The 20,040-nt window shown below is 71.9% G+C and carries 18 protein-coding genes and 1 pseudogene; 11 read left to right on the forward strand and 8 right to left on the reverse strand.

What is annotated here, in order from left to right; genetic code table 11:
- Positions 1-43 precede the first annotated feature (43 nt).
- Complete coding sequence (locus ACIPSJ_RS13465; protein ID WP_401345623.1) at positions 44-850, reverse strand: lysozyme; 807 nt, start codon at positions 848-850, stop codon at positions 44-46.
- Positions 851-1,406: 556 nt separating this feature from the next.
- Between ACIPSJ_RS13465 and ACIPSJ_RS13470 the strand changes: the two genes are divergently transcribed.
- The 3 genes and pseudogenes from ACIPSJ_RS13470 to ACIPSJ_RS13480 all read left to right on the forward strand — a co-directional run bounded on the left by ACIPSJ_RS13470 (position 1,407) and on the right by ACIPSJ_RS13480 (position 3,657).
- Positions 1,407-1,523 (forward strand): HAD hydrolase-like protein, encoded by a 117-nt coding sequence (locus tag ACIPSJ_RS13470; protein ID WP_401346245.1) that lies wholly within the window; start codon positions 1,407-1,409, stop codon positions 1,521-1,523.
- A gap of 368 nt (positions 1,524-1,891) precedes the next feature.
- Positions 1,892-3,122, forward strand: a pseudogene (locus tag ACIPSJ_RS13475) (RNA-guided endonuclease InsQ/TnpB family protein).
- Positions 3,123-3,165: 43 nt separating this feature from the next.
- Positions 3,166-3,657 (forward strand): MarR family transcriptional regulator, encoded by a 492-nt coding sequence (locus tag ACIPSJ_RS13480; RefSeq protein WP_355718488.1) that lies wholly within the window; start codon positions 3,166-3,168, stop codon positions 3,655-3,657.
- Between the two features lie 18 nt (positions 3,658-3,675).
- Here the strand turns inward: ACIPSJ_RS13480 and ACIPSJ_RS13485 are convergent, their stop codons facing one another.
- Positions 3,676-4,464: a protein phosphatase 2C domain-containing protein gene (locus ACIPSJ_RS13485; RefSeq protein WP_401345625.1), complete on the reverse strand. Its 789-nt coding sequence runs from the start codon at positions 4,462-4,464 to the stop codon at positions 3,676-3,678.
- A 407-nt stretch (positions 4,465-4,871) separates the two neighbouring features.
- Here ACIPSJ_RS13485 and ACIPSJ_RS13490 point away from each other — a divergent pair, with 407 nt between their 5' ends.
- From ACIPSJ_RS13490 to ACIPSJ_RS13525, 8 genes are all read left to right on the forward strand, one after another.
- Entirely contained in the window at positions 4,872-8,015 is a 3,144-nt protein-coding gene (locus ACIPSJ_RS13490; RefSeq protein WP_401345627.1) for a nitrate- and nitrite sensing domain-containing protein, read from the forward strand.
- Positions 8,012-8,515: a roadblock/LC7 domain-containing protein gene (locus ACIPSJ_RS13495; protein ID WP_355718480.1), complete on the forward strand. Its 504-nt coding sequence runs from the start codon at positions 8,012-8,014 to the stop codon at positions 8,513-8,515. Before ACIPSJ_RS13490 ends, ACIPSJ_RS13495 begins: the two co-directional genes overlap by 4 nt.
- On the forward strand, positions 8,512-8,937 hold the full coding sequence (locus ACIPSJ_RS13500) for a DUF742 domain-containing protein (RefSeq protein WP_355718477.1): 426 nt from the start codon (positions 8,512-8,514) through the stop codon (positions 8,935-8,937). Before ACIPSJ_RS13495 ends, ACIPSJ_RS13500 begins: the two co-directional genes overlap by 4 nt.
- Positions 8,918-9,553: an ATP/GTP-binding protein gene (locus tag ACIPSJ_RS13505; RefSeq protein WP_359220800.1), complete on the forward strand. Its 636-nt coding sequence runs from the start codon at positions 8,918-8,920 to the stop codon at positions 9,551-9,553. Before ACIPSJ_RS13500 ends, ACIPSJ_RS13505 begins: the two co-directional genes overlap by 20 nt.
- Positions 9,554-9,580: 27 nt before the next feature.
- Positions 9,581-10,837: a styrene monooxygenase/indole monooxygenase family protein gene (locus ACIPSJ_RS13510; RefSeq protein WP_359220798.1), complete on the forward strand. Its 1,257-nt coding sequence runs from the start codon at positions 9,581-9,583 to the stop codon at positions 10,835-10,837.
- A gap of 169 nt (positions 10,838-11,006) precedes the next feature.
- Positions 11,007-11,660 carry a helix-turn-helix domain-containing protein gene (locus tag ACIPSJ_RS13515; protein WP_359220796.1) on the forward strand — a complete coding sequence of 218 codons (654 nt, stop codon included), beginning with the start codon at positions 11,007-11,009 and terminating at the stop codon, positions 11,658-11,660.
- Positions 11,661-11,670: 10 nt separating this feature from the next.
- Positions 11,671-11,955: a hypothetical protein gene (locus ACIPSJ_RS13520; protein ID WP_359220794.1), complete on the forward strand. Its 285-nt coding sequence runs from the start codon at positions 11,671-11,673 to the stop codon at positions 11,953-11,955.
- 116 nt (positions 11,956-12,071) lie between these two features.
- A complete protein-coding gene (locus ACIPSJ_RS13525; RefSeq protein WP_401345631.1) occupies positions 12,072-13,235 on the forward strand; it encodes an NlpC/P60 family protein in 1,164 nt (387 codons plus the stop codon).
- Positions 13,236-13,237: 2 nt separating this feature from the next.
- On the opposite strand, the gene ACIPSJ_RS13530 is transcribed toward ACIPSJ_RS13525, so the two are convergent.
- The 6 genes from ACIPSJ_RS13530 to ACIPSJ_RS13555 form a co-directional block, all read right to left on the reverse strand.
- Entirely contained in the window at positions 13,238-14,176 is a 939-nt protein-coding gene (locus ACIPSJ_RS13530; RefSeq protein WP_365693215.1) for a diiron oxygenase, read from the reverse strand.
- Positions 14,177-14,320: 144 nt separating this feature from the next.
- On the reverse strand, positions 14,321-15,781 hold the full coding sequence (locus tag ACIPSJ_RS13535) for a penicillin-binding transpeptidase domain-containing protein (RefSeq protein WP_401346247.1): 1,461 nt from the start codon (positions 15,779-15,781) through the stop codon (positions 14,321-14,323).
- A gap of 29 nt (positions 15,782-15,810) precedes the next feature.
- Positions 15,811-17,181 carry an FtsW/RodA/SpoVE family cell cycle protein gene (locus ACIPSJ_RS13540; protein WP_359220786.1) on the reverse strand — a complete coding sequence of 457 codons (1,371 nt, stop codon included), beginning with the start codon at positions 17,179-17,181 and terminating at the stop codon, positions 15,811-15,813.
- 43 nt (positions 17,182-17,224) lie between these two features.
- Positions 17,225-17,755 (reverse strand): hypothetical protein, encoded by a 531-nt coding sequence (locus ACIPSJ_RS13545; protein ID WP_401345633.1) that lies wholly within the window; start codon positions 17,753-17,755, stop codon positions 17,225-17,227.
- Between the two features lie 211 nt (positions 17,756-17,966).
- Positions 17,967-19,196, reverse strand: coding sequence for a HAMP domain-containing sensor histidine kinase (locus ACIPSJ_RS13550; protein ID WP_359220891.1), 1,230 nt, complete (start codon positions 19,194-19,196; stop codon positions 17,967-17,969).
- Positions 19,196-19,972, reverse strand: coding sequence for a hypothetical protein (locus ACIPSJ_RS13555; protein ID WP_401345635.1), 777 nt, complete (start codon positions 19,970-19,972; stop codon positions 19,196-19,198). Before ACIPSJ_RS13555 ends, ACIPSJ_RS13550 begins: the two co-directional genes overlap by 1 nt.
- Positions 19,973-20,040: the final 68 nt, after the last annotated feature.

Raw genomic sequence — 20,040 nt, forward strand, 5'->3', positions numbered from 1 at the left:
CGGGCCCCGCGAGGGACCCGGGCCTTCGCCCTGTGCGGGCCGGTCAGCCGTTGGCGAGTGCGATCACCCGGTCGAGGGCGCCGTTGAACCGGTCGTGGTCCCCGACCGTCGGACCGGTCGAGGTGTACTGCCACATCGTGTAGAACGACCATCCGGCCGGCAGGGTGCCCACGTCCGAGGCGTACCGGGCGACCCACAGCGGGTTGACGGAGCCGAAGCCGCTGTAGTTGCCGGTGCAGTCGGACCACCAGCTGGTGGCGGTGTAGATGACGGCGTTGCGGCCCGTGCGGGCCTTGTAGGTGGTGAGGAAGTCGTTGATCCAGCTGACCATCGCGGCATCCGACTTGCCGTAGCAGGCGGCGCCGTACGGGTTCCACTCGATGTCCAGGACACCGGGCAGGGTCCGGCCGTCCTGGGACCAGCCGCCCCCGTGGTCGACGAAGTAGTCGGCCTGGGCGGCGCCGCTCGTGGTGTCCGGGGTCGCGAAGTGGTAGGCGCCGCGGATCATGCCGGCGTCGTAGGCGCCGTTGTACTGCTGGCTGAAGTAGGGGTTCGTGTAGTACGTGCCTTCCGACGCCTTCGAGTACGCCCATTTGACCCCGCTGCTCAGCAGGGTCGGCCAGGCGACGTTGCCCTGGTAGCTGGCCACGTCGACGCCTTCGGTCTGGGTGGCGTCACCGGTCCTGGGCCTGCCGTTCTGGCCGTCGTGGGCCAGGACGCCCATGCCCATGTACGCCGAACCGCGGGCGGGGGCGGCGGTGTCGGCGTGGGCGGGGGTGAGCGAGAGGGCCGCCAGCAGCAGGGCCAGCAGCGCGGTGAGCGGGATGGGGGAGGGTCTGTGCACAGGCATGACGTGCCTCCGTGGGGTGAGGTGGGGGTCCCACATATGCCAGAGGCGGCCGACCTGACACGGCGCGACACGACGCGGAGTCACTCGGCAGGTACGCAGAAGACACGGGGAAAGACGGAAACTCTCAGAGGGGCTCTTGCGAGGAACCTCAGGGCTTCGGGCCTGGGAGGAACCGTATCCTGACGGTTGCGGCGCGGAGGGCCGCAGTGGCGCTCGGGTCTGCTCGGCTTCGTCGCCTTCCGCCGCTGGTCTCCTTCGCAGGAGGCTCCATGGTCTACTCCAGGGCGTGCCGCTGTTGCCGCTGGCCTGCCCGGCTCCGATCTCACCTGGGCGATGGCCATCGACGCGAGCGGATACACCGCGCGTGGCCAAGTCGCCGCAGCCCTCACCGACCGATACGGCGACGTGGTGCCAACCGCTGTCGTTCGTGCCCTTCTCGACGACAACGGCGCCGCCGACCGGGTCGTCCTGGCTCGGTCGGCCCGCGAGGCGCTGACCACAGCACAGGCGCTGGGTCATCTCCGAAGCAGTCGGCCACAAGAAGCCGGAACCGGAGATCTTCCGAGCAGCAGCCGATGCCGTCAGCGTCCCGCTCCCAGGCGCGTGGGTCATCGGCGATTCACCCCACGCCGACATCGCAGGCGCCAGCGCCCTCGGCCTGCAAAGCGTGTGAGTGACGGACGGACGTACCTGGTCCCACGACTCCTGCCGGCGGCTCACCCGCGTCGCCTCCGCGATCAACCAAGCCATCACCACACCCGGATAAAGCCTCGTTGCTCGTTTCCCGGCCGACGCTCGCTTCGTGAATGGTCGACTCATTGAGGATGTCACGGCCATGAGTGAACCCAGTGCACGCGTCTCAGCCGTTGCAGGCCATGCAGGTCGCGACCCGAGGACGACTGACTTCGCTGAGACAGAACACCGTGTCCGGCAGAGCTGGTGCTGCGTCCGTGCGGTGGTTGGTTCACTCGGCCGGGTGATGCTTGATGAACACGTGGTGGGCAGTCGTACGCGTGTGTAGGTTCGGTGATCGTGAAGCTGATGGTGCAGGTCAGGCTGTTGCCGACGCCCGTGCAGGCGGCGGCGCTGGAGGCGACCCTGCGCGCCTGCAATGAAGCCGCCACCTGGGCCAGCAGTGTGGCGTTCGAGAAGGGCGTGAAGAGCAACTTCGCGCTGCGCGAGCATACCTACGGTGAGATCAAGGCGCGCTGGGGACTGGGTGCGCAGGCCGCTCAGCACGTCATCAAGAAGACCTGCGACGCGTACGCCACGCTGAGGGCCAACCTGAGGACCGGGAATCTGGGCAGGCCAGGCTCGAAGCGCTACCGTCGTGCGTCGGAGAAGCCGGTCGTCTTCCGCTCGGAGGGTGCGCAGCCCTATGACGACCGGATGCTGTCCTGGCAGATCGACCGGCGCCGGGTCTCGGTCTGGACGACCGCCGGGCGGATGAAGGACGTGGCGTTCACCGCAGCACCGGTACAACTAGCCACCCTCGCTCTGTACCGCAAGGGCGAGTCCGACCTGCTGCGGCGGGACGGCATATGGTTCCTGAATGCCACCTGCGAGGTCCCCGAAGCGCCGCTGAACACCGATCCGAGGGACTTCCTCGGTGTCGACCTGGGCATCGTCAACATCGCCACCACCTCGGACGGCGAGATCATGGCCGGACGCGAACTCAACCGCATCCGTACCCGAGAACGCTTGCTGCGCGCCAAGCTGCAGAAGAAGAACACCCCGTCCGCCAAGCGCCGACTGAAGAAAGAGCCGCCGCAAGGAGGCGCGGCGGGCGAAGGACATCAATCACAAGATCGCGAAGCATGTGGTGGCCGAGGCGGAACGCACCGGTCGCGGGATCGCCCTGGAGGACCTGACGGGCATCCGCGAACGGGTACGGCTGAGGAAGCCCCAACGGGCCACCCACTCCAGCTGGGCCTTCGCCCAGCTGGAGCAGTTCATCGCGTACAAGGCCCGCAAGGCCGGGGTGCCGGTGGTGTACGTCGATCCGGCACACACCTCGCGCACCTGTGCCGAGTGCGGGCACCTGGACAGGGCGAACCGGGTCTCGCAGGCCTGGTTCGCGTGCCGGTCCTGCGGATTCGTTGATCACGCAGACCGGAACAGCTCCCGCAACATCCGCGCGCGAGCGTGGGAGTTGTGGCGACGCGGGGCGCAGTCAACCGCCCCTGCCTCACCACCGCGTCAGCAGGGTGAGACTGGACGCGAACGCAGCACCACAGCCAGTGGCGCCCGTTGCGCAAGCCCGGGACTTTAGTCTCGGGTCGTTGACGACTGCGAAACCGATCAGGGGTGCTGACGTGCACGAGGACGAAAAGGGCGACGGACGGCCCACCGCCACCGGGTTGCCGCCGAACGGCGCGGACCAGGAGTTCCTGGCGCTGGAACGCGAGTTGACGGTGCTGCTGCGCCGCGCCCGGGCCAGCCAGGGCGAGATGGCCCGGGAGGTCCACCCCGACCTGGAGTCCGCCGCGTACGGGCTGCTCGTCCGGCTCGACGAGTACGGCGGCCAGCGCGCCACCGACCTCGCCGCCTACATCGGCGTCGGCAAGGCCACCATGTCCCGCCAGCTGCGCGCCCTGGAGGAGCTGGGCCTGATCGCCCGCGAGCCCGACCCGGCCGACGGGCGGGCCTGGCTGGTTGCCCTCACCGACGAGGGCCGGCGCCGGGTCGGCACGGTCCGCGAGGCCCGCCGCGGCCGTTACGTCCGCCAGCTCGCCCACTGGCCCCGCCTGGAGGTCGCGGAGCTGGCCCGGCTGCTCCACCAGCTGAACGGCGTCATGGAGAAGTAGCCGGCCGCACGGCGGGCCTCAGAGCTCGACGTACACCGCCGTCGCGTCGTCGTGCGTCTTGCTCCGGCGCAGGAACGTCCGCGCCTCCCGGTCGGCCGCCTCCAGCTCCCGCACCCGGTCCACCAGCGCCCGCGCGCCCTCCTTGCCGACGACGTCGAAGAGGGCCGTCCAGTCGCCCTCGCGGAACTTCTCCGTCCAGCGGGTCGCCCCGTCGGTGAGGGCGGCGAGGGCGCGGACCTCGTGCCGGGGCACGGTCCCGGTGACCGCGCGGGCGGCGACCGAGGGGTCGGCGGCGGCCGTGAAGAAGCCGCCCTCCTTGTTGCGGACGGTGGCGTCGGCGATCGCGTCCGAGGCGAGCGAGGCGCGGGGGACCCGGTCGAGCCGGTCGTCCAGGACCGCGGTGACCGTGCCGTCGGGGGACCGCAGGAGCAGCGCGGAGTCGGACAGGACGAGGTATTCCAGGGCGGTCTCGGACCAGCGGGTCAGGACGACCGTCGCCTGCGGGGTGCGCGGGTGAGAAAGGTCACAGGTGTCACCATGTGCCTCGGCTGTGCGGCGGATCGCCTCGCCGAGGATCTCCCGCAGCGTCAGATCTCGCCGCGAAACGGTCAGTTCGGTCAGCGCCCCGCCCAGGCGCGCGGTGAACCAGGGGACGGAATGCAGACACCCGGTCCCGTCCCTCGGCGGAGTGACCCCGTCCAGGACGATCACGCAACCCCCCTGCCCCGAGGCGGGAAGGCCGACACCGGCGAAGTCCTCGTTGGGGCGATCGGGGGTGCCGGGCTCCGAAACGACTTCAGTACGCATTCGGCCAGTCTGCACGACCCCTTCACGGTCTTCGCCAAAGGCTGGCAACCGCCCGGGAATTCACGCGGTCTCGCAGGTCAGCCGCCTGTTTTGGGAGGGAATGGCGCACTCCGGGAAGACGTGGTGGCGAATCCTGTCAAAGCCTGCCGTCCGCGTCCAACCGGCCCGCCGGAAAAGGACCGTGCACAGGCCGCCGGAACTTGCCCGCCAACTCCCCTCCGATGTTCACTCCTTCGGGTGGCGGGTCCGACGATGCGAGACCACCGCCCACCGGCGCTGGGAGGGTCGGGGACCGACGTATCAGTGCACGTATCGGGTGCACGCACCACTTGGCACCGAATTGCCGGGGATCATGACGGGGTGCCACCCGGCCCCTTGGGTACACGAGTTCAGGAATGCGAGCACCGGTGCAGAAGACGCGGCCTCGGCGCACAGGCAAGAAGACGGCCTCCGAAACGGGCGCCGTCGCTCCCGTCGGCACCGGCCGCCCCAAGCACGTCCGGAACCGGCTGATCGTCGCCGTGGCCGTGGTGGCCGCCGCGATCGCGGGAGCCGGGGCGCCCGCCCTGCTGACCGCCTCCGGGCAGCTCAGCGACTCCCAGGACCTGGTGACGCTCGCGAGCCGCACCCAGGACGCGCTGGCGCTGGCCAACTCGCTCGCCGACGAGCGCGACGAGGTCACCTCTTACATCGCGGCGGGCCGCCCCAAGGCCAAGGCGCCCTCCGAGGACCGCAGCGCCCGCGTCGACCGCCAGGTCGAGGACCTGCGCGCGGACACCGACACCCCGGGCTGGCTGCGCACCGACCTCGACGGCATCGCGGCCGTCCGCCGCTCCGCGCTGACCGGCCAGAGCACCGCCCTCCAGACGCACGACGCGTACTCGCAGACGATCACCGAACTGCACCGGCTCGCCGAACAGCTGGCCGAGCAGATGCCCCCCAGGGCCGGCTCCGGCGCCTACGCGTTCGCCGAGCTGGACTCCGCCGTGCAGCAGTCCGCCGCCGCCCGCGGCCTGCTCCTCGCGGCCCTGAACATCCCCAGCACCACCCAGACCACGATCGACCCGCTCACCGGTCTGTCCACCACCAGCACGAGCACCTCCGCGGCGAACCGGAAGCAGCGCGACGCGCTCACCGCCGCCGCCCAGCAGGCCAGGCTGCGCGCCGACGCGGCCGTCGCCGACTTCCGGGACACCGCGCCCAAGGCGGCGGTCGAGTCCTACGACTCCACGGTCACCGGCAACGACGTCAACGACGCCGAGAAGTTCCTGGCCGCCCTCACCGACCAGCCGACCCTCTCCGACGACGACCTCTCCACCAGCACCAAGAAGCTGGACGCGGCGCTGTCCGGCCGGGTCGAGCTGATGCGGGGCGTCGAGTCCGCGCTCTACGAACACCGCACCCAGGACCTGGAGCGGCTCCGCGACGACGACGTCACCGCGCTGGAGATCCGGGTCGCGGTGCTCGGCGCGCTGATGCTGGTCGCGGTCGGCATCGCCACCGCCATGGCCCGCACCCTCACCCGCCCCCTCTCGGTGCTCCGCCGGGGCTCGGCCCGGCTCGCCGGGGCCGAGGACCCGCGCACCGCGGAACCGGTCGCCTTCACCGGCCGCAACGACGAGTTCGCCCAGGTCGTCCGCTCGGTCAACGCCCTGCACGCGCACGCCGTCGAGCTCTACGACCGCATCGCCACCCTGGAGACCGACCGCAAGCACCTGGTCGGCCAGCGCCAGAAGATGGCCGACGCCCGCGAGGAACTGCGCACCGAGCTCACCGACTCCGCCGCCCAGCTGGCGCGGCTGCGCACCAGCATCGGCGGCACCTTCGTCAACCTGGCGCTGCGCACGCTGGGCCTGGTCGAACGCCAGCTCGCGGTCATCGAGGGCCTGGAGGAGCGCGAGCAGGACCCCGACCGCCTCGCGACCCTCTTCAAGCTCGACCACTTCGCGACGGTCATGCGCCGCCACAGCGAGAACCTCCTGGTCCTCGCCGGCACCGAGCACGTCCAGACGCACGCGGGCCCGATCCCGCTGGTGGACGTGGTCCGGGCGGCGGTCAGCGAGATCGAGCGCTACGAGCGGGTCCGCATCGCGGCCCTGCCGCCGCACGCGCACGTGGCCGGCTTCGCCGCGGACGACCTCAGCCACCTCCTCGCCGAACTCATGGAGAACGCCACCGCGTCCTCCCCGCCGGACATGCCGGTCGAGGTCTCCGGCTGGCTCCTGGAGAGCGGCGAGGTCATGCTCTCCGTCCAGGACGAGGGCATCGGCATGGCCGCCGACCGCCTGGTCCGCCTCAACGGCCGGCTCGCCGAGTTCGACCCCGAGTCGCCGTACGACCACGAGGGCGAGGACGGTCTCGGCCTCGGCCTCTACGTGGTGGCCCGCCTCGCCCACCGGCACGGTGTCCGGGTCCAGCTGCGCGAGCAGAAGCAGGGCGGGGTGGCGGCGGTCGTCGTCCTCCCGCAGCCCCTGCTGGCCACGGCCCCCACGACGACGGCCCCCGCCGCCTCGGCCACCGGCGGCCACGGCTTCTCCCTCCCCGGCGCGGACGCGGAGGCCAACTCCAACGTCCTGCACGGCCGCTCGGCCTCCGGCGACCCCCTCGTGTCCCTCGCCGAGAAGGCCGTACGCGAGGCCGACGAACAGCCCGCCCACGAACAGGCGCCCGCACCGAAGACCCAGGCCCCCGAGCCGACGGCCCGCCCGAAGGCACCGGCGGAGACCTTCGCCGAGACGACGATGGAACTGCTGGTCCCGCTCACGGAGACGGAGGTCTCCGAGGAGGCCGAGGAGCGGACACGAGCCGTTCCCGCCGAGGAGCGGACGACCTCCGGTGCCGCCGACGAGCGTGCGCACCCCGCCGACGCCGAGGTCCGCCCCCGACGGCAGCGCGCCGAGGACGACGACTGGCCCGGGACGCAGAGCACACCGCAGGCCGTCGAGGACGAGGATCGGCCGCGGCGTCGGCTGTCCGGGGACGACGACTGGCCCGGGGCGCAGGGCACACCGTCGGCCGCCGAGGACGAGGACCGTCCCCGGCGTCGGCGGGGCGGGGGCGACGACTGGCCGGGTGCGCAGTCCGTGAACGCGGCCGCCGACGGCGAGTACGCGCAGTCGGGGCCACCCGCGTCCGACCTCGACGCCCGCCCGGCCGGTGCGGGTGGGAGCGGCTTCGGCGTGGGCGAGGAGCACTCGCGCCCGCTGCCCGCGACCGCCGACGCCGAGTACGCATCGCAGGCCGGTGGCGCCGTCGAGGACGAGGACGACGCCGAGGACGAGGTCACCAGCAAGGGCCTCCCCAAGCGCACCCCCAGGATCACCGCCCCCGCCGCGCCGCCCCGCCAGCGTGGCACCGGCGTCGACGCCGACGCCCTGCGCCGCAGGCTCGGCGGCTTCCGCCGAGGCGCCGACGCCGGACGGCGTGACGTGGAGGCGGAGATCGCCGAGCAGACCGGCCAGAACCAGGTGCCGAGCGCCGTACGCGCCGCACCCGGAACAGCCGTATCCGAAGAAGCCACGGGGGGCACAGTCGAGGAGGCAAGCAGTTGACCGCGCCCAGTACCTTCGGACTGAGCAGTGAGGCTCGTAACCTGCACTGGCTGCTGAGCAACCTCATCGAGGAGGTGCCCGGTATCCAGTCGGTCGCCGTGGTCTCCTCCGACGGCCTGCTCCTGCTCTCCTCCGACCCCGGCGTCACCGAGGCGGCCCGCGAGGCGAAGACCGAGAAGCGCAGGGGCCCGCGCGGCTCCGCCGCCGACCTCGCCACCATCGTCTCCGGCATCGGCAGCCTCACCGTCGGCGCCGCCCGGCTGATGGACTTCGGCCCGGTCAAGCACACGATGGTCGCCATGGACGAGGGCAGCTTGTTCGTGATGTCGATCAGCGACGGTTCGCTGCTCGGGGTGCACGGCAGCGCGGAGTGCGACATGAGCGTGGTGGCATATCACATGGCACTGTTCGTCGGCCGCGCCGGCCACGTCCTCACCCCCGAACTCCGCACCGAGCTACGCAAATCCCTTGAGGGCGACGCGACGAGGAGCGGCCGATGAGCAGCGCCCCGAAGAACGGCAGGCAGAACAACCTCCCGGTACGCGGCGGCGACCGCAAGCCCGCCCGCGTCCGCCCCTACTCGCTCACCGGCGGCCGTACCCGCTTCGGTCACGTCCTCCTCGTGGAGACGTTCGTCGCGGCACTGGAAGCCCCCAAGGAGCGCAAGGAACTGACGAATGGTTCCCTCAACTCCCGCGTGATGCCGGAGATGCTGGCCATCGTCGAACTGTGCCGCCGGATGCGCACGGTGGCCGAGATCGCCGCGCTGCTGAAGATGCCGCTCGGTGTGGTCCGGGTCCTGCTCAGTGACCTCGCGGACCAGGGAAAGATCCGTGTGTACGGAACGGGGACCGGTCACGGCGTCGGCCGCCCGGACCGCGCTCTGCTGGAAAGGGTGCTGAGTGGACTACGCCGTCTCTGACGCCACCGGCGTCGCCCCGCTCCTTGACGAGGAGGAGCAGCCGCGGTCCTGGCAGACGGACCGCGGCCGGGCCCCCATCGCGACGAAGATAGTCGTGGCGGGCGGGTTCGGCGTCGGCAAGACCACGCTGGTCACCGCCGTCTCGGAGATCACGCCGCTACAGACCGAGGCGCTGATGACCGAGGCGAGCGAGGAGACCGACGACCTCACCGCCACGCCCGGCAAGCTCACCACCACGGTGGCCATGGACTTCGGCCGCATCACGCTCGACGACGACCTGGTGCTCTACCTGTTCGGCACGCCGGGCCAGCAGCGGTTCTGGTTCATGTGGGACGACCTGGTGCGCGGCGCGATCGGCGCCGTCGTCCTCGCGGACACCCGGCGCCTGAAGGACTGCTTCCCGGCGCTGGACTACTTCGAGAGCTGCGGGCTGCCGTACGTCGTCGCGGTCAACCACTTCGACGGCAGCGAGCGCTTCGAACCGGAGGACGTGCGCGAGGCATTGACGATCCCTCCGCGCGTACCTGTAATGATCATGGACGCCCGCCGCCGGATCTCGGCCATCGAGACACTGCTGTCCCTGGTCGCCCACGCGCTGGACGAAACCCCCGAGTAATCCCCCGAGTAGGAGAGCAGCCCCCGTATGCGGAAGATACTCGTCGTGGGGGCCGGCCAGTCCGGTCTCCAGCTCGCCCTCGGCCTCCAGTCGCACGGCTACGAGGTCACCCTGATGTCGAACCGGACCGCGGACGAGATCCGCTCCGGCCGGGTCATGTCGACGCAGTGCATGTTCGACACCGCACTGCAGCACGAGCGCGATCTCCAGCTGAACTTCTGGGAGTCCCAGGCCCCGAAGATCGAAGGACTCGGCGTCTCGGTCGCCGCCCCCGGCTCCTGGGGCGAGGGCCCCGCGGCCCGCGCGATCGACTGGGTGGGCAAGCTCGACGGGTACGCGCAGTCGGTGGACCAGCGGGTGAAGATGGCCGGCTGGATGGAGACCTTCGCGCAGCGCGGCGGCCAGCTGGTCATCCACGGCGCGGCGGTCGGCGATCTCGACTACTTCGCCCGTACCTACGACCTGGTCATGGTCTCGGCGGGCAAGGGCGAACTGGTCTCCATGTTCGGCCGCGACGCCGCCCGTTCCCCCTACACGGAGCCCCAGCGGGCGCTGGCCGTCTCCTACGTCCACGGTCTCGGCCCCCGCCCCGAGCACCCGGACTACTACGCGGTCCGCTGCAACCTGGTCCCCGGTGTCGGCGAGCTCTTCGTGATGCCGACCCTGACCACCTCCGGCCCGGCCGACATCCTCTTCTGGGAGGGCATACCCGGCGGCCCGCTGGACGTCTTCAACGGCGTCAAGGACCCCTCGGAGCACCTCTCCCTGACCCTGGAACTCATGGAGCGGTACACGCCCTGGGAGCACGCGCGGGCCACCAAGGCCGAGCTGACCGACGCCGGCGGCACCCTCGCCGGCCGCTACGCCCCCACCGTCCGCAACCCGATCGGCCGTCTTCCCGGCGGCGGCCTGGTGCTCGGTGTCGCGGACGTCGTCGTCGCCAACGACCCGATCACCGGCCAGGGCTCCAACTCGGCCTCGAAGTGCGCCGCCGCCTACCTCGCCTCGATCCTCGAACACGGTGAGAAGGAGTTCGACGAGACCTGGATGCAGGCGACCTTCGACCGCTACTGGAACACCGCCCAGCACGTCACCAAGTGGACGAACGCCATGCTCGCCCCGCCGCCGGAGCACATCCTCAACCTCATCGGCGCCGCCGGCCAGCTCCCCCCGGTCGCCGACCGCTTCGCCAACGGCTTCAACGACCCCGCCGACTTCGAGAACTTCTTCTACGAGCCGGAAAAGACGGGCGCCTACCTGGCATCGGTGACCGGGGCTGCCTGATCCGCCAGGCCGGTTCTCGGCCGCGGGTGCGTGGTGGCTGGCCGCGCAGTTCCCCGCGCCCCTTCTTTTTGGGGGCGCGGGGAACTGCGCGAGTAACCACGACGGCGCCGCACCCGACCACGGCCGGTGCCCGTCGCGGCGCCCCCGGCGGAACACATACCCTGCACATATGACCCCCCAGGCCGCCACCCCCGCCTACCGTCGGCTGTCCGTCGAAGAGCGGCGGAGCCAGCTGCTCGACGCGGCCCTCTCCCTCTTCGCGCACCGCGCGCCGGAGGAGGTCTCCCTCGACGACGTGGCGGAGGCGGCCGGGGTCTCGCGGCCGCTGGTGTACCGGTACTTCCCGGGCGGCAAGCAGCAGCTCTACGAGGCCGCGCTGCGGTCCGCCGCCGAGGAGCTGGAGCACTGCTTCGACGAGCCCCGCGAGGGCCCGCTGCTGCCCCGTCTCTCCCGCGCCCTGGACCGCTACCTCGCCTTCGTCGACCAGCACGACGCCGGTTTCAGCGCCCTGCTCCAGGGCGGCAGCGTGGTGGAGACCTCGCGGACGACGGCGATCGTGGACGGTGTACGGCGGGCCGCCGCCCAGCACATCCTCAGCCACCTCGACGTCGCCGACCCCGGTTCCCGGCTGCGGATGACCGTCCGGATGTGGATCACGGCGGTGGAGGCGGCCTCGCTGATCTGGCTCGACGAGGGCAAGCAGCCGCCCGTCGACGAGCTGCGGGACTGGCTGGTGGACCAGTTCGTCGCCGTACTGAGCGTGACCGCGCGCCGCGACCCGCAGACGGCCGCCCTCGTCGACGCCCTCGCGGCGGATGGCTGAGACTGGTGCCGTGAAGAGTCAGGACACCCCCTTCGAGGGCGGCCCCATGGACGGCCGCGTCCTCCCCGTGCTGCTCGGCATGACCGGCCACCCCCCGAAGACGTACCGCATCCCGGTCCCGGACCCGGCCGGGGGCAGTCCCACGGTCCTGGTCTACCGCCGGGTGCCCCGCGGGCACAGCAAGCGCCTGGGCCTCACCCAGGGCTGGAAGTACGCGTACGACCCGACGGGCAAGGGCGCCGGCGGCGGCAGGCCGAAGTGGCCGTGGTCGAAGCCGGACCATACCGACGAGTGACAGTTGTGCGCCGAACCGCGCACACGCGCCGTGCGAACCGAGCGGACATGTCCGATTATCACGTCTGATTACCACGATGCCGGGCGGAAGGACCGTTCCGCATCGGAGGTGATGGCATGTCAGAGAGGTTCCTGCGGCTGGCCTGTACGGCCGCGGTGGTGGCGGCCCAGGCCGTCCTCGGGCCCGTACCCGCACTCGCCGCGCCGGGCCCCGAGCGGCCGGTGGCCGAGCTGCTGACCGACCTTCAGCAGGCGTACCGGCAGACCGAACAGGCCGCCGAGACCTACAACGCGACCGAGGAACGGCTGAACCGGCAGCGGACCGTGGTGACCCGGCTGGACGACGAGCTGGCCAGGGCCCGCAGCTCCCTGCACGGCAGCAGGTCCGAGGCCGGCCGGCTGGCCCGGCAGCAGTACCAGAGCACCACCGGCCTCTCCCCGTACCTGCGGCTGCTCCTCGCCCGCGACCCGCAGCACGCCCTCGACGAGGGTCATGTCATCGGCCGGCTGGCCCGCGAGCGGGCCGAGACGGTGGGCCGCCTGGCGGACGACGAGAAGAAGCAGCTCGACCTGGCCCGCCAGGCCCGCAAGGCGCTCGACGCCCGGCTCGCCCTCGCCGAAGGCCAGAAGAAGGCGCGCGACGAGGTGCGGGCCCGTCTCTCCGAGGTGGAGCGGATGCTGGCCGCCCTCACCCCCGACCAGCTCACCGACCTGGCCGCCCTGGAACAGGACCGGACGGCCGACGCCCAGCGGAAACTCACCCTCTCCGGCGCCCTGAGCGCCACCACACCGCCCCCCTCCCAGGAGGGCGACCGCGCGGTGCGCTACGCCGTGGAGCAGCTGGGCAAGCCGTACCAGTGGGGCGCGGCGGGCCCGGTGTCGTACGACTGCTCGGGCCTGACCTCACAGGCCTGGGACCACGCCGGCACCCCCATCCCCAGAACCAGCCAGGAACAGTGGGCCACCCTCCCGCACGTCCCGCTCGACGAGCTGCGCCCGGGCGACCTGGTCCTCTACTTCCCCGAGGCCACCCACGTCGCCCTCTACCTCGGCGACGGCAAGGTGGTCCAGGCCCCGCGCCCCGGCGCGAAGATCAAGGTCTCCCCGATCGCCGCCAACCCGATCCTGGGCGCCGTACGCCCGGACCCGAAGGCCCGGCCGCTGGCCCACTACACGCCGCCGACGGTGCCGAAGACGGCGACGGAAGGCCCGGACGAAGGGTTGGGGACTTCGCGGCCAACCGTGCCCGCACAGTCCAACCCCCACTCACCTGCACTGTGAACTCAGCCCAGCAGCCCCGAGCTCTTCCACAACCGCCGCCCGACCCCCCGAAGCACCCCGATGTCGTCCAGGAAGTCCGTCAGCCGCTTCGCCCCCGTCTGCATGACCTCCCGCCGATGCCCGCTCGCCTGCACCTGCGCGACGGCCTCCCGCCGGTCAAGACCCACGTTCGTGTAGACCTCGGGATTGACGAAGGCGACCGAGAACACCCGGGCGAACTCGCCGGAGGTGACCCGCGTGAACTCCTGCGACCAGCGCGGCGCCGTCAGCATCTGGCGGCGCAGCTCCTCGCGGGCGTACCGGACGTGCCGGGCCTCCTCGACCACGTGGATGCGCGTGACCCCCCGGATCAGCGGCTGGACCCGCTCGTCCGGGAAGGTCAGCCGCTGCATCCAGTCCAGGACCTCCTCGCCGAGCAGGGTGGCGGTGAAGGAACCGGGCGTGGTGGAGATGGTCTTGAAGAGGCGGCCCAGGTTCTGGTGGGCCCGGCTCACCGGGTACCAGGGCGCGTCTCCGCGCTCTATCAGCCGCGCGAACATCTTCGAGTGCCGGCACTCGTCCTCGATCTCGGTCAGCGCGTAGCGCACGTGCGCGCTCGTCGCCGCCTTGTCGTAGATGTGCCGGACCAGCAGCTGCATCAGGATCAGCTCGAACCAGATGCCGAGCGAGGCGAGCGCCGCGGCCTCGTGCTGGGAGAGCAGGATCCGCTGCTCCTCGCTCATCCGCTTCCACATCGGTGTGTCGTAGAGCGACACCAGCTCCGGCGGCCAGAACCACTTGCCCTCCTCGAAGGGCGCGTCCCAGTCCAGTTCCTTGTCCGGGTCGAAGGAGTGCTTCGCGGAGGAGACCAGCAGCCGTTCGGCCACCTGCTCGCGGTCCTTGAGGAGACCGAGCGCGTCCCGCAGTCCGTCGACCGCCTCCGCATCCGTCAGGGTCGTCATGGCTCCCTCACCTCGTTACCCGGGGGTACGTCTTCGTCCGCTCTTATGAGACTGCCTGTCAGCAAGACGGTCAAGCCCCCGCGCACGACTTGTTGACTCCGCGTCTACGCCGATGCGGAGCCGTGCGGAGCCGGGCGGAACCGCTCAGAGCCCGAGCACCGCCCGCATCACCGCCTTGGCGATCGGCGCCGCGTCCCCGCCCCCGCTGATGTCCCCGCGGTCCGCCGACGCGTCCTCCACCACCACCGCCACCGCCACCTTCGGCTCCAGGTCGGTGTCCGCCAGCGCCCAGGACACGAACCAGGCGTACGGCACCCCGGAGTTGCCGATCCCGTGCTGCGCGGTGCCGGTCTTGCCGCCGACCGTGGCGCCACGGATCGCCGCGTTGGTGCCGGTGCCCTCCCGGACCACGTCCGTCATCAGCTCCTTCATCCGGACGGCCGTCGAGGGGCTCATCACCTGCCGTACCGCCCCCGCGCCGCCCGTGGCGACCGTCTCGCCGGTCCGCCGCACGGTCCGGTCCACCAGATACGGCGGCCGGGCCGTCCCCCCGTTCGCCACCGCCGCCGCGACCATCGCCATCTGCAGCGGGGTGGCCCGGGTGTTGTACTGCCCGATCGAGGACAGCGCCAGCTGCGCCCGGTCCAGGGTGGTGTCGAAGGTGCTCGGCGCGGCGGTGAACGGGATGCGCAGCCGGGTGTCGTTGAAGCCGAACGCCTCCGCCGTCGTCGTCATGTTCGCGACGCCCACGTCCACGCCCAGCTTCGCGAAGACCGTGTTGCACGACCACTCGAAGGCCGCCCGCAGCGAGGCGTCCGCGCAGCCGTCCCCCTCGTTGGTCAGCCGGGTCGTGGTGCCCGGCAGCCGGTAGGGGTCGGGGGAGTCGGTCGGCGCGTCCAGGTCGGTGACCACGCCCGCGTCCAGGGCGGCCGCCGCGGTGACCACCTTGAAGGTCGAGCCCGGCGGATACGTCTGCCGGACCGCCCGGTTGAGCATCGGCTTCTCCGGGTCGGCGTTCAGCCGCGCCCAGGCCGAGGTCACCGTCTCGCTGTTGCCGGACAGCTCGGCGGGGTCGTACGACGGGGTGGAGACCAGGGCCAGGATCCGGCCGGTCGCCGGTTCGATCGCGGCGACCGCGCCCTTGCGGGCCCCGAGGCCCCGGTAGGCGGCCTCCTGGGCCCCCCGGTTCAGCGTCGTCACGACGTTGCCTCCGGGGGTCGACGACCGGCCCGTGTCGTCGTTCCAGAGCGGGAACGGCGCCAGCATCGGGTCGGTGCCGGAGAGCAGCGCGTCCTCGGCGTGCTCCAGGAACGTGGTGCCGTACAGCTGGGAGGCGAAGCCGGTCACCGGGGCGTACAACGGGCCCTCGGGGTACGTGCGTTCGTAGCGCAGCTGCTCCTTGCTGTCCCGTGAGCCGGTGACCGGTACGCCGCCGACCAGGATGTCGCCGCGGGGGAGGCCGTAACGGGCGATCGAGGCGCGGCGGTTGGCCGGGTTGTCGTCGTAGGAGCGGGCCTGTACGACCTGGACGCGGGCGGCGTTGACGAGCAGCGCGAGGAGCAGCAGGGCGCAGAAGGCGCGGGCCCGCCGGACGTACCGGGCCATGCCGCCCCGCTGGCGGCCGTACCCGGCCTTCACGGGGCCACCCGCCCGTCGTACTGGCTGCGGGCCGAGTCGCTCACCCGGATCAGCAGGGCCACGATCGCCCAGTTGGTGACGACCGAGGAGCCGCCCTGGGCGAGGAACGGCATCGCCATGCCGGTCAGCGGGATCAGCCCGGTCACCCCGCCCGCGATGACGAACACCTGGAGCGCGACGATCGAGGCGAGCCCGACCGCGAGCAGCCGGGCGAAGGGGTCGCGCAGGGCGAGGCCGGCCCGGTAGCCGCGCTCGACGAGCAGGCCGTAGAGGAGGAAGATCGCGGACAGTCCGGCGAGGCCGAGTTCCTCGCCCGCGGTGGCCAGGATGAAGTCCGACTTGGCGGCGAAGCCGATCAGGATGGAGTGGCCGAGGCCCAGTCCGGTGCCGAGGACCCCGCCGGCCGCGAACGCGAAGAGGGACTGGGCGAGTTGGTTCGGCCCCTGGCCCGCCTCGATCGACGCGAACGGGTGCAGCCAGTCCTCGATACGGCCGTGCACATGCGGTTCCAGATGGCCCACCGCGACCGCACCGAACACGGCGAGCACCAGGCCCACGGCGATCCAGCCGGTGCGCCCGGTGGCGACGTACAGCATGACGACGAACAGCCCGAAGAAGAGCAGCGAGGTGCCGAGGTCGCGTTCGAGGATCAGGACGCCCACGCTCACCAGCCAGATCGTGACGATCGGGCCGAGCACCCGCCCCGTCGGGAACTGCATGAACCACAGCCGGCGGCCCGCGTAGGCGAGCGCGTTGCGGTTGGCGGCCAGGTACGCGGCGAAGAACACCGCGAGCAGCACCTTCGCGAACTCGCTGGGCTGGATGGAGAATCCGGCGACCCTGATCCAGATCCGGGCCCCGTTGACGGCCGGGAAGAGGATCGGCAGGAGCAGCAGCACCAGCGCGGCGGCCACGCAGACGTAGGCGTAACGCTGCAGCACCCGGTGGTCGCGCAGCATCAGCACGACCAGGATGAAGAAGCCGACGCCCAGCGTGGACCAGACGAGTTGGGCGGGGGCCGCGCGGTCGCCCGGGGTCTCCAGGTCCAGCCGGTAGATCAGGACCAGGCCGAGTCCGTTGAGCAGCACGCCGATCGGCAGCGGCAACGGGTCGGCGTACGGCGCGCGCAGGCGTACGGCGAGATGCGCGACGAGCGCGAGCACGCCGAGCCCGGCACCGTAACCGGCGGCGCCGGGCGGGACGGTGCCGGTGTGGGCCAGGCCGACCGCGCAGTAGCCGTACACGGAGAGCAGGACCGCCAGCACGATCAGGGCGAGTTCCATGCCACGGCGCCGGGGGAGGCGTACGGCGGAGGCGGGGGACTCGGGCGCCGCCAGGGTGGATCCGGTCGTTCCGGCCTTGGTCATGTCCGGAACTTACCCAAATAGTGGGAGTTGCGGGCCTTGTCGCTCAGCACCAGCGTGGCGTATCGCCCGCGGTGTCGATGTAGTGGGCGGGACCCCAGGCCCAGGTGCCGTTGCCGATCCGGTACCAGACGCGGTCGCCGTACACGGACTCCCCGATGGTCCGGCACGTGATGAACACCTCCGCACCCCGCCGGACGAACCTGACACGCCCGCCGTTCCGGTCCGGACGGTCGAGCAGCCAGATGCCGTTCTGCGCGGTGACGACACCTACGACGCGACCGGAGCCGTTGCCGTTCGGGTTGCCGGGGTTGTTCGGGACGCCGGGGTTGTAGGGGGCGTTCGGGTCATTCGGGTTGCTGGGGTTGCTTGGGTGATTCGGATCGCTCGGGTTGTTCAGGTTGCCCGTGTTGCCGATGCCGTTGGGTCTGCCGGAGTCGTCGTAGGACCCGTTCCCCGGGTCGCCGGTGTTCCAGTCGTCGTCCGCGTGGGCGGGGGCGGTGGCGCAGAGGGCGGCCAAGGCGACGGTGGCGGCGGCCGTCGCGACGGCGCGGGCGAGGGGGCGGCGGGGGGACATGGGGCCTCCGGCGGGCGGTCGTTCTGGGCGGACCTGACTAATCGCCACGCTAGGAGGAGGGAGGAGGGGCCGCCCTTCGGCTTGGGCCGAGTGCATCAACCCAGGGGCGCGGGGCTGTATCGATATGCGGCTCCGCCGCGTGGGCGCGACCAGCCACAACGCACCCGCAGCCGCGCAACGCACCCGCACCCCCCCTGAGGGAGCGCCGACCTCAGGGGAGCGTCAGCGTGGCCACCGCCCCGCCCCCCACCGCGTTCGCGAAGCCCAACCGCGCCCCCAGCACCTCCGCCTGCCCCACCGCGATCGTCAGCCCCAGCCCGTGCCCCTTGGCCCCGCCCTCCGTCCGGAACCGCTGCGGACCGTGCGCCACCAGGTACTCGGGAAACCCGTCCCCGTGATCCCGCACGGTGACCACCTTCCCCTCCACCGTGAGCACCACCCGCCCCCGCCCGTGCCGGTGCGCGTTGGCGACGAGGTTGCCCAGCACCCGTTCCAGCCGCCGCCGGTCGGTCTCCACCCACACGTCCCGTACGACCTTGACCTCGGTCTCCGTCCCGGACGCCCGCACCACCCGCTCGGCCAGCGTGCCCAGCGCCTCCGCGTCGGCCTCCGGCCGCTCCCGGCCCGCGTCCAGGCGGGAGATCTCCAGCAGGTCCTCGGTGAGGGTGCGCAGCGCGGCCACCCGGTCCCGCACCAGTTCCGTCGGCCGCCCCGGAGGGAGCAGTTCCGCCGCCGCGTGCAGCCCCGTCAGCGGGGTCCGCAGCTCATGCGCCACGTCCGCGGTGAACCGCTGCTCGCTCAGCAGCTTGCTCTGCAGCGAGGCGGCCATGCCGTCCAGCGCGGCGGCGACCGCGGCCACCTCGTCCTGCGGCCGGGTCGGGTCCTTCGTCCGGGGGTCGTCGACGCGCGCGTCCAGGTCCCCGGCGCTGATCCGCCGGGCCACCTGGGCCGTGCCGTGCAGCCGCCGGGTCACCCGGGTCACCGCGAACGCGCCGACCAGCAGCGTCGCCCCGATCGCGAGGGCCGACGACCAGAGGATGGAGCTGTCGAGCGCGGCGATCGTACGGGCCTGCTGGGAGTAGTCGACGGCCACCGCCAGCGCCCGGTGCCCGTCGGCCGGGCCCGCCGCCCACATCAGGGGGCGGCCGTCGTCCTTGGCGACCATCGTGCCGCGCTTCCCGGCCAGTGCCAGCGCCCGCAGCCGCGGCGGCAGCCCGGCCGGGTCGACCCCGGCGTCCCGCCCCAGCGCGTCCCCGGCCCGGAAGTCGGCCGTCGCGTCCGCGAGCCGGGACAGCGCCTGGTCCCGGGCCTGCGCGACGGTCTGGTCGGTGACCGACACATGCACCAGGACGCCGAGCAGCGCGGCCAGCGCGCAGCACATCACCGTGATGAACGCGGCCGACTTCGCCGCGAGCGTCCCGGCCCACCGGGGGAGCCTCATCACGCACCCGCCGAAGCCGAAGCCGAAGCCGAAGGCGAGGCCGAACGCGACGGTGACGGCGTCCGGCTGTGGTGCCGCCCCTTGCCCGTGCGCAGGAACTCGTCCCGCGAGAACACCATCGCCTTCTGCTGCGGATCCCACGCCCAGGTGGTCCGGTACTCGTATCCGGTGATCCCGGCCGGCGACCGTACGATCACCGTCCGCCCGGCCAGCTCGACGCCGATGATCGCGTCGTTGTCGTCCAGCACCTGCACCAGCCGGTGCTTCTCGACGGTGTACACGCGCAGCGCGGTCTGGTTGGTCGGATACAGCCGGAAGCCGAGCGTCAGCTCGTCCCGTCCGTCCCCGGTCAGGTCCCGGTAGTACGGCTTCAGCAGCGGGCACCGCGCCCCGCCGCCGCCCGCCGTGCACTCCCGCATCCGCTCCGCGGTCGCGTGGTACGCCCCCTTGGCCCCGTAGTCCGCCGGGTCCGAGGCGATCTCCGCCCGTACGACGGCCACGGGATCCACCGTGCGGATGTCCTCGCCGGGAACCGTGATCCCCTTGACCGTCTCCGAGCTGCCCTCGTCGTAGGGCCAGGCCGGGCTGGACGCCGGCCGCAGGTCGGGCCAGAGCCGGGCGGGGCTGATCGCGGTCGGGGCCGCCCCGGCCGCCTCCAGTCCGCCGGAGTCGCCACAGCCCGCCGCGGCCACCGCCAGCAGGGCGACGGCGGCCGCGGTGCGGGCGGCACGGACGGGACGACGGGTCGGCACGCTGCTCCTGAGCTCGGGGGCCATGGGTCTCGGGCCCCGTACACCTTATTCGCAGATTTGTAGGGAAGTCCTTTTTGCACCTCGGGGCCGCG

The sequence above is a fragment of the Streptomyces sp. NPDC090088 genome (assembly GCF_044747345.1).
Classification (GTDB): Bacteria; Actinomycetota; Actinomycetes; order Streptomycetales; family Streptomycetaceae; genus Streptomyces.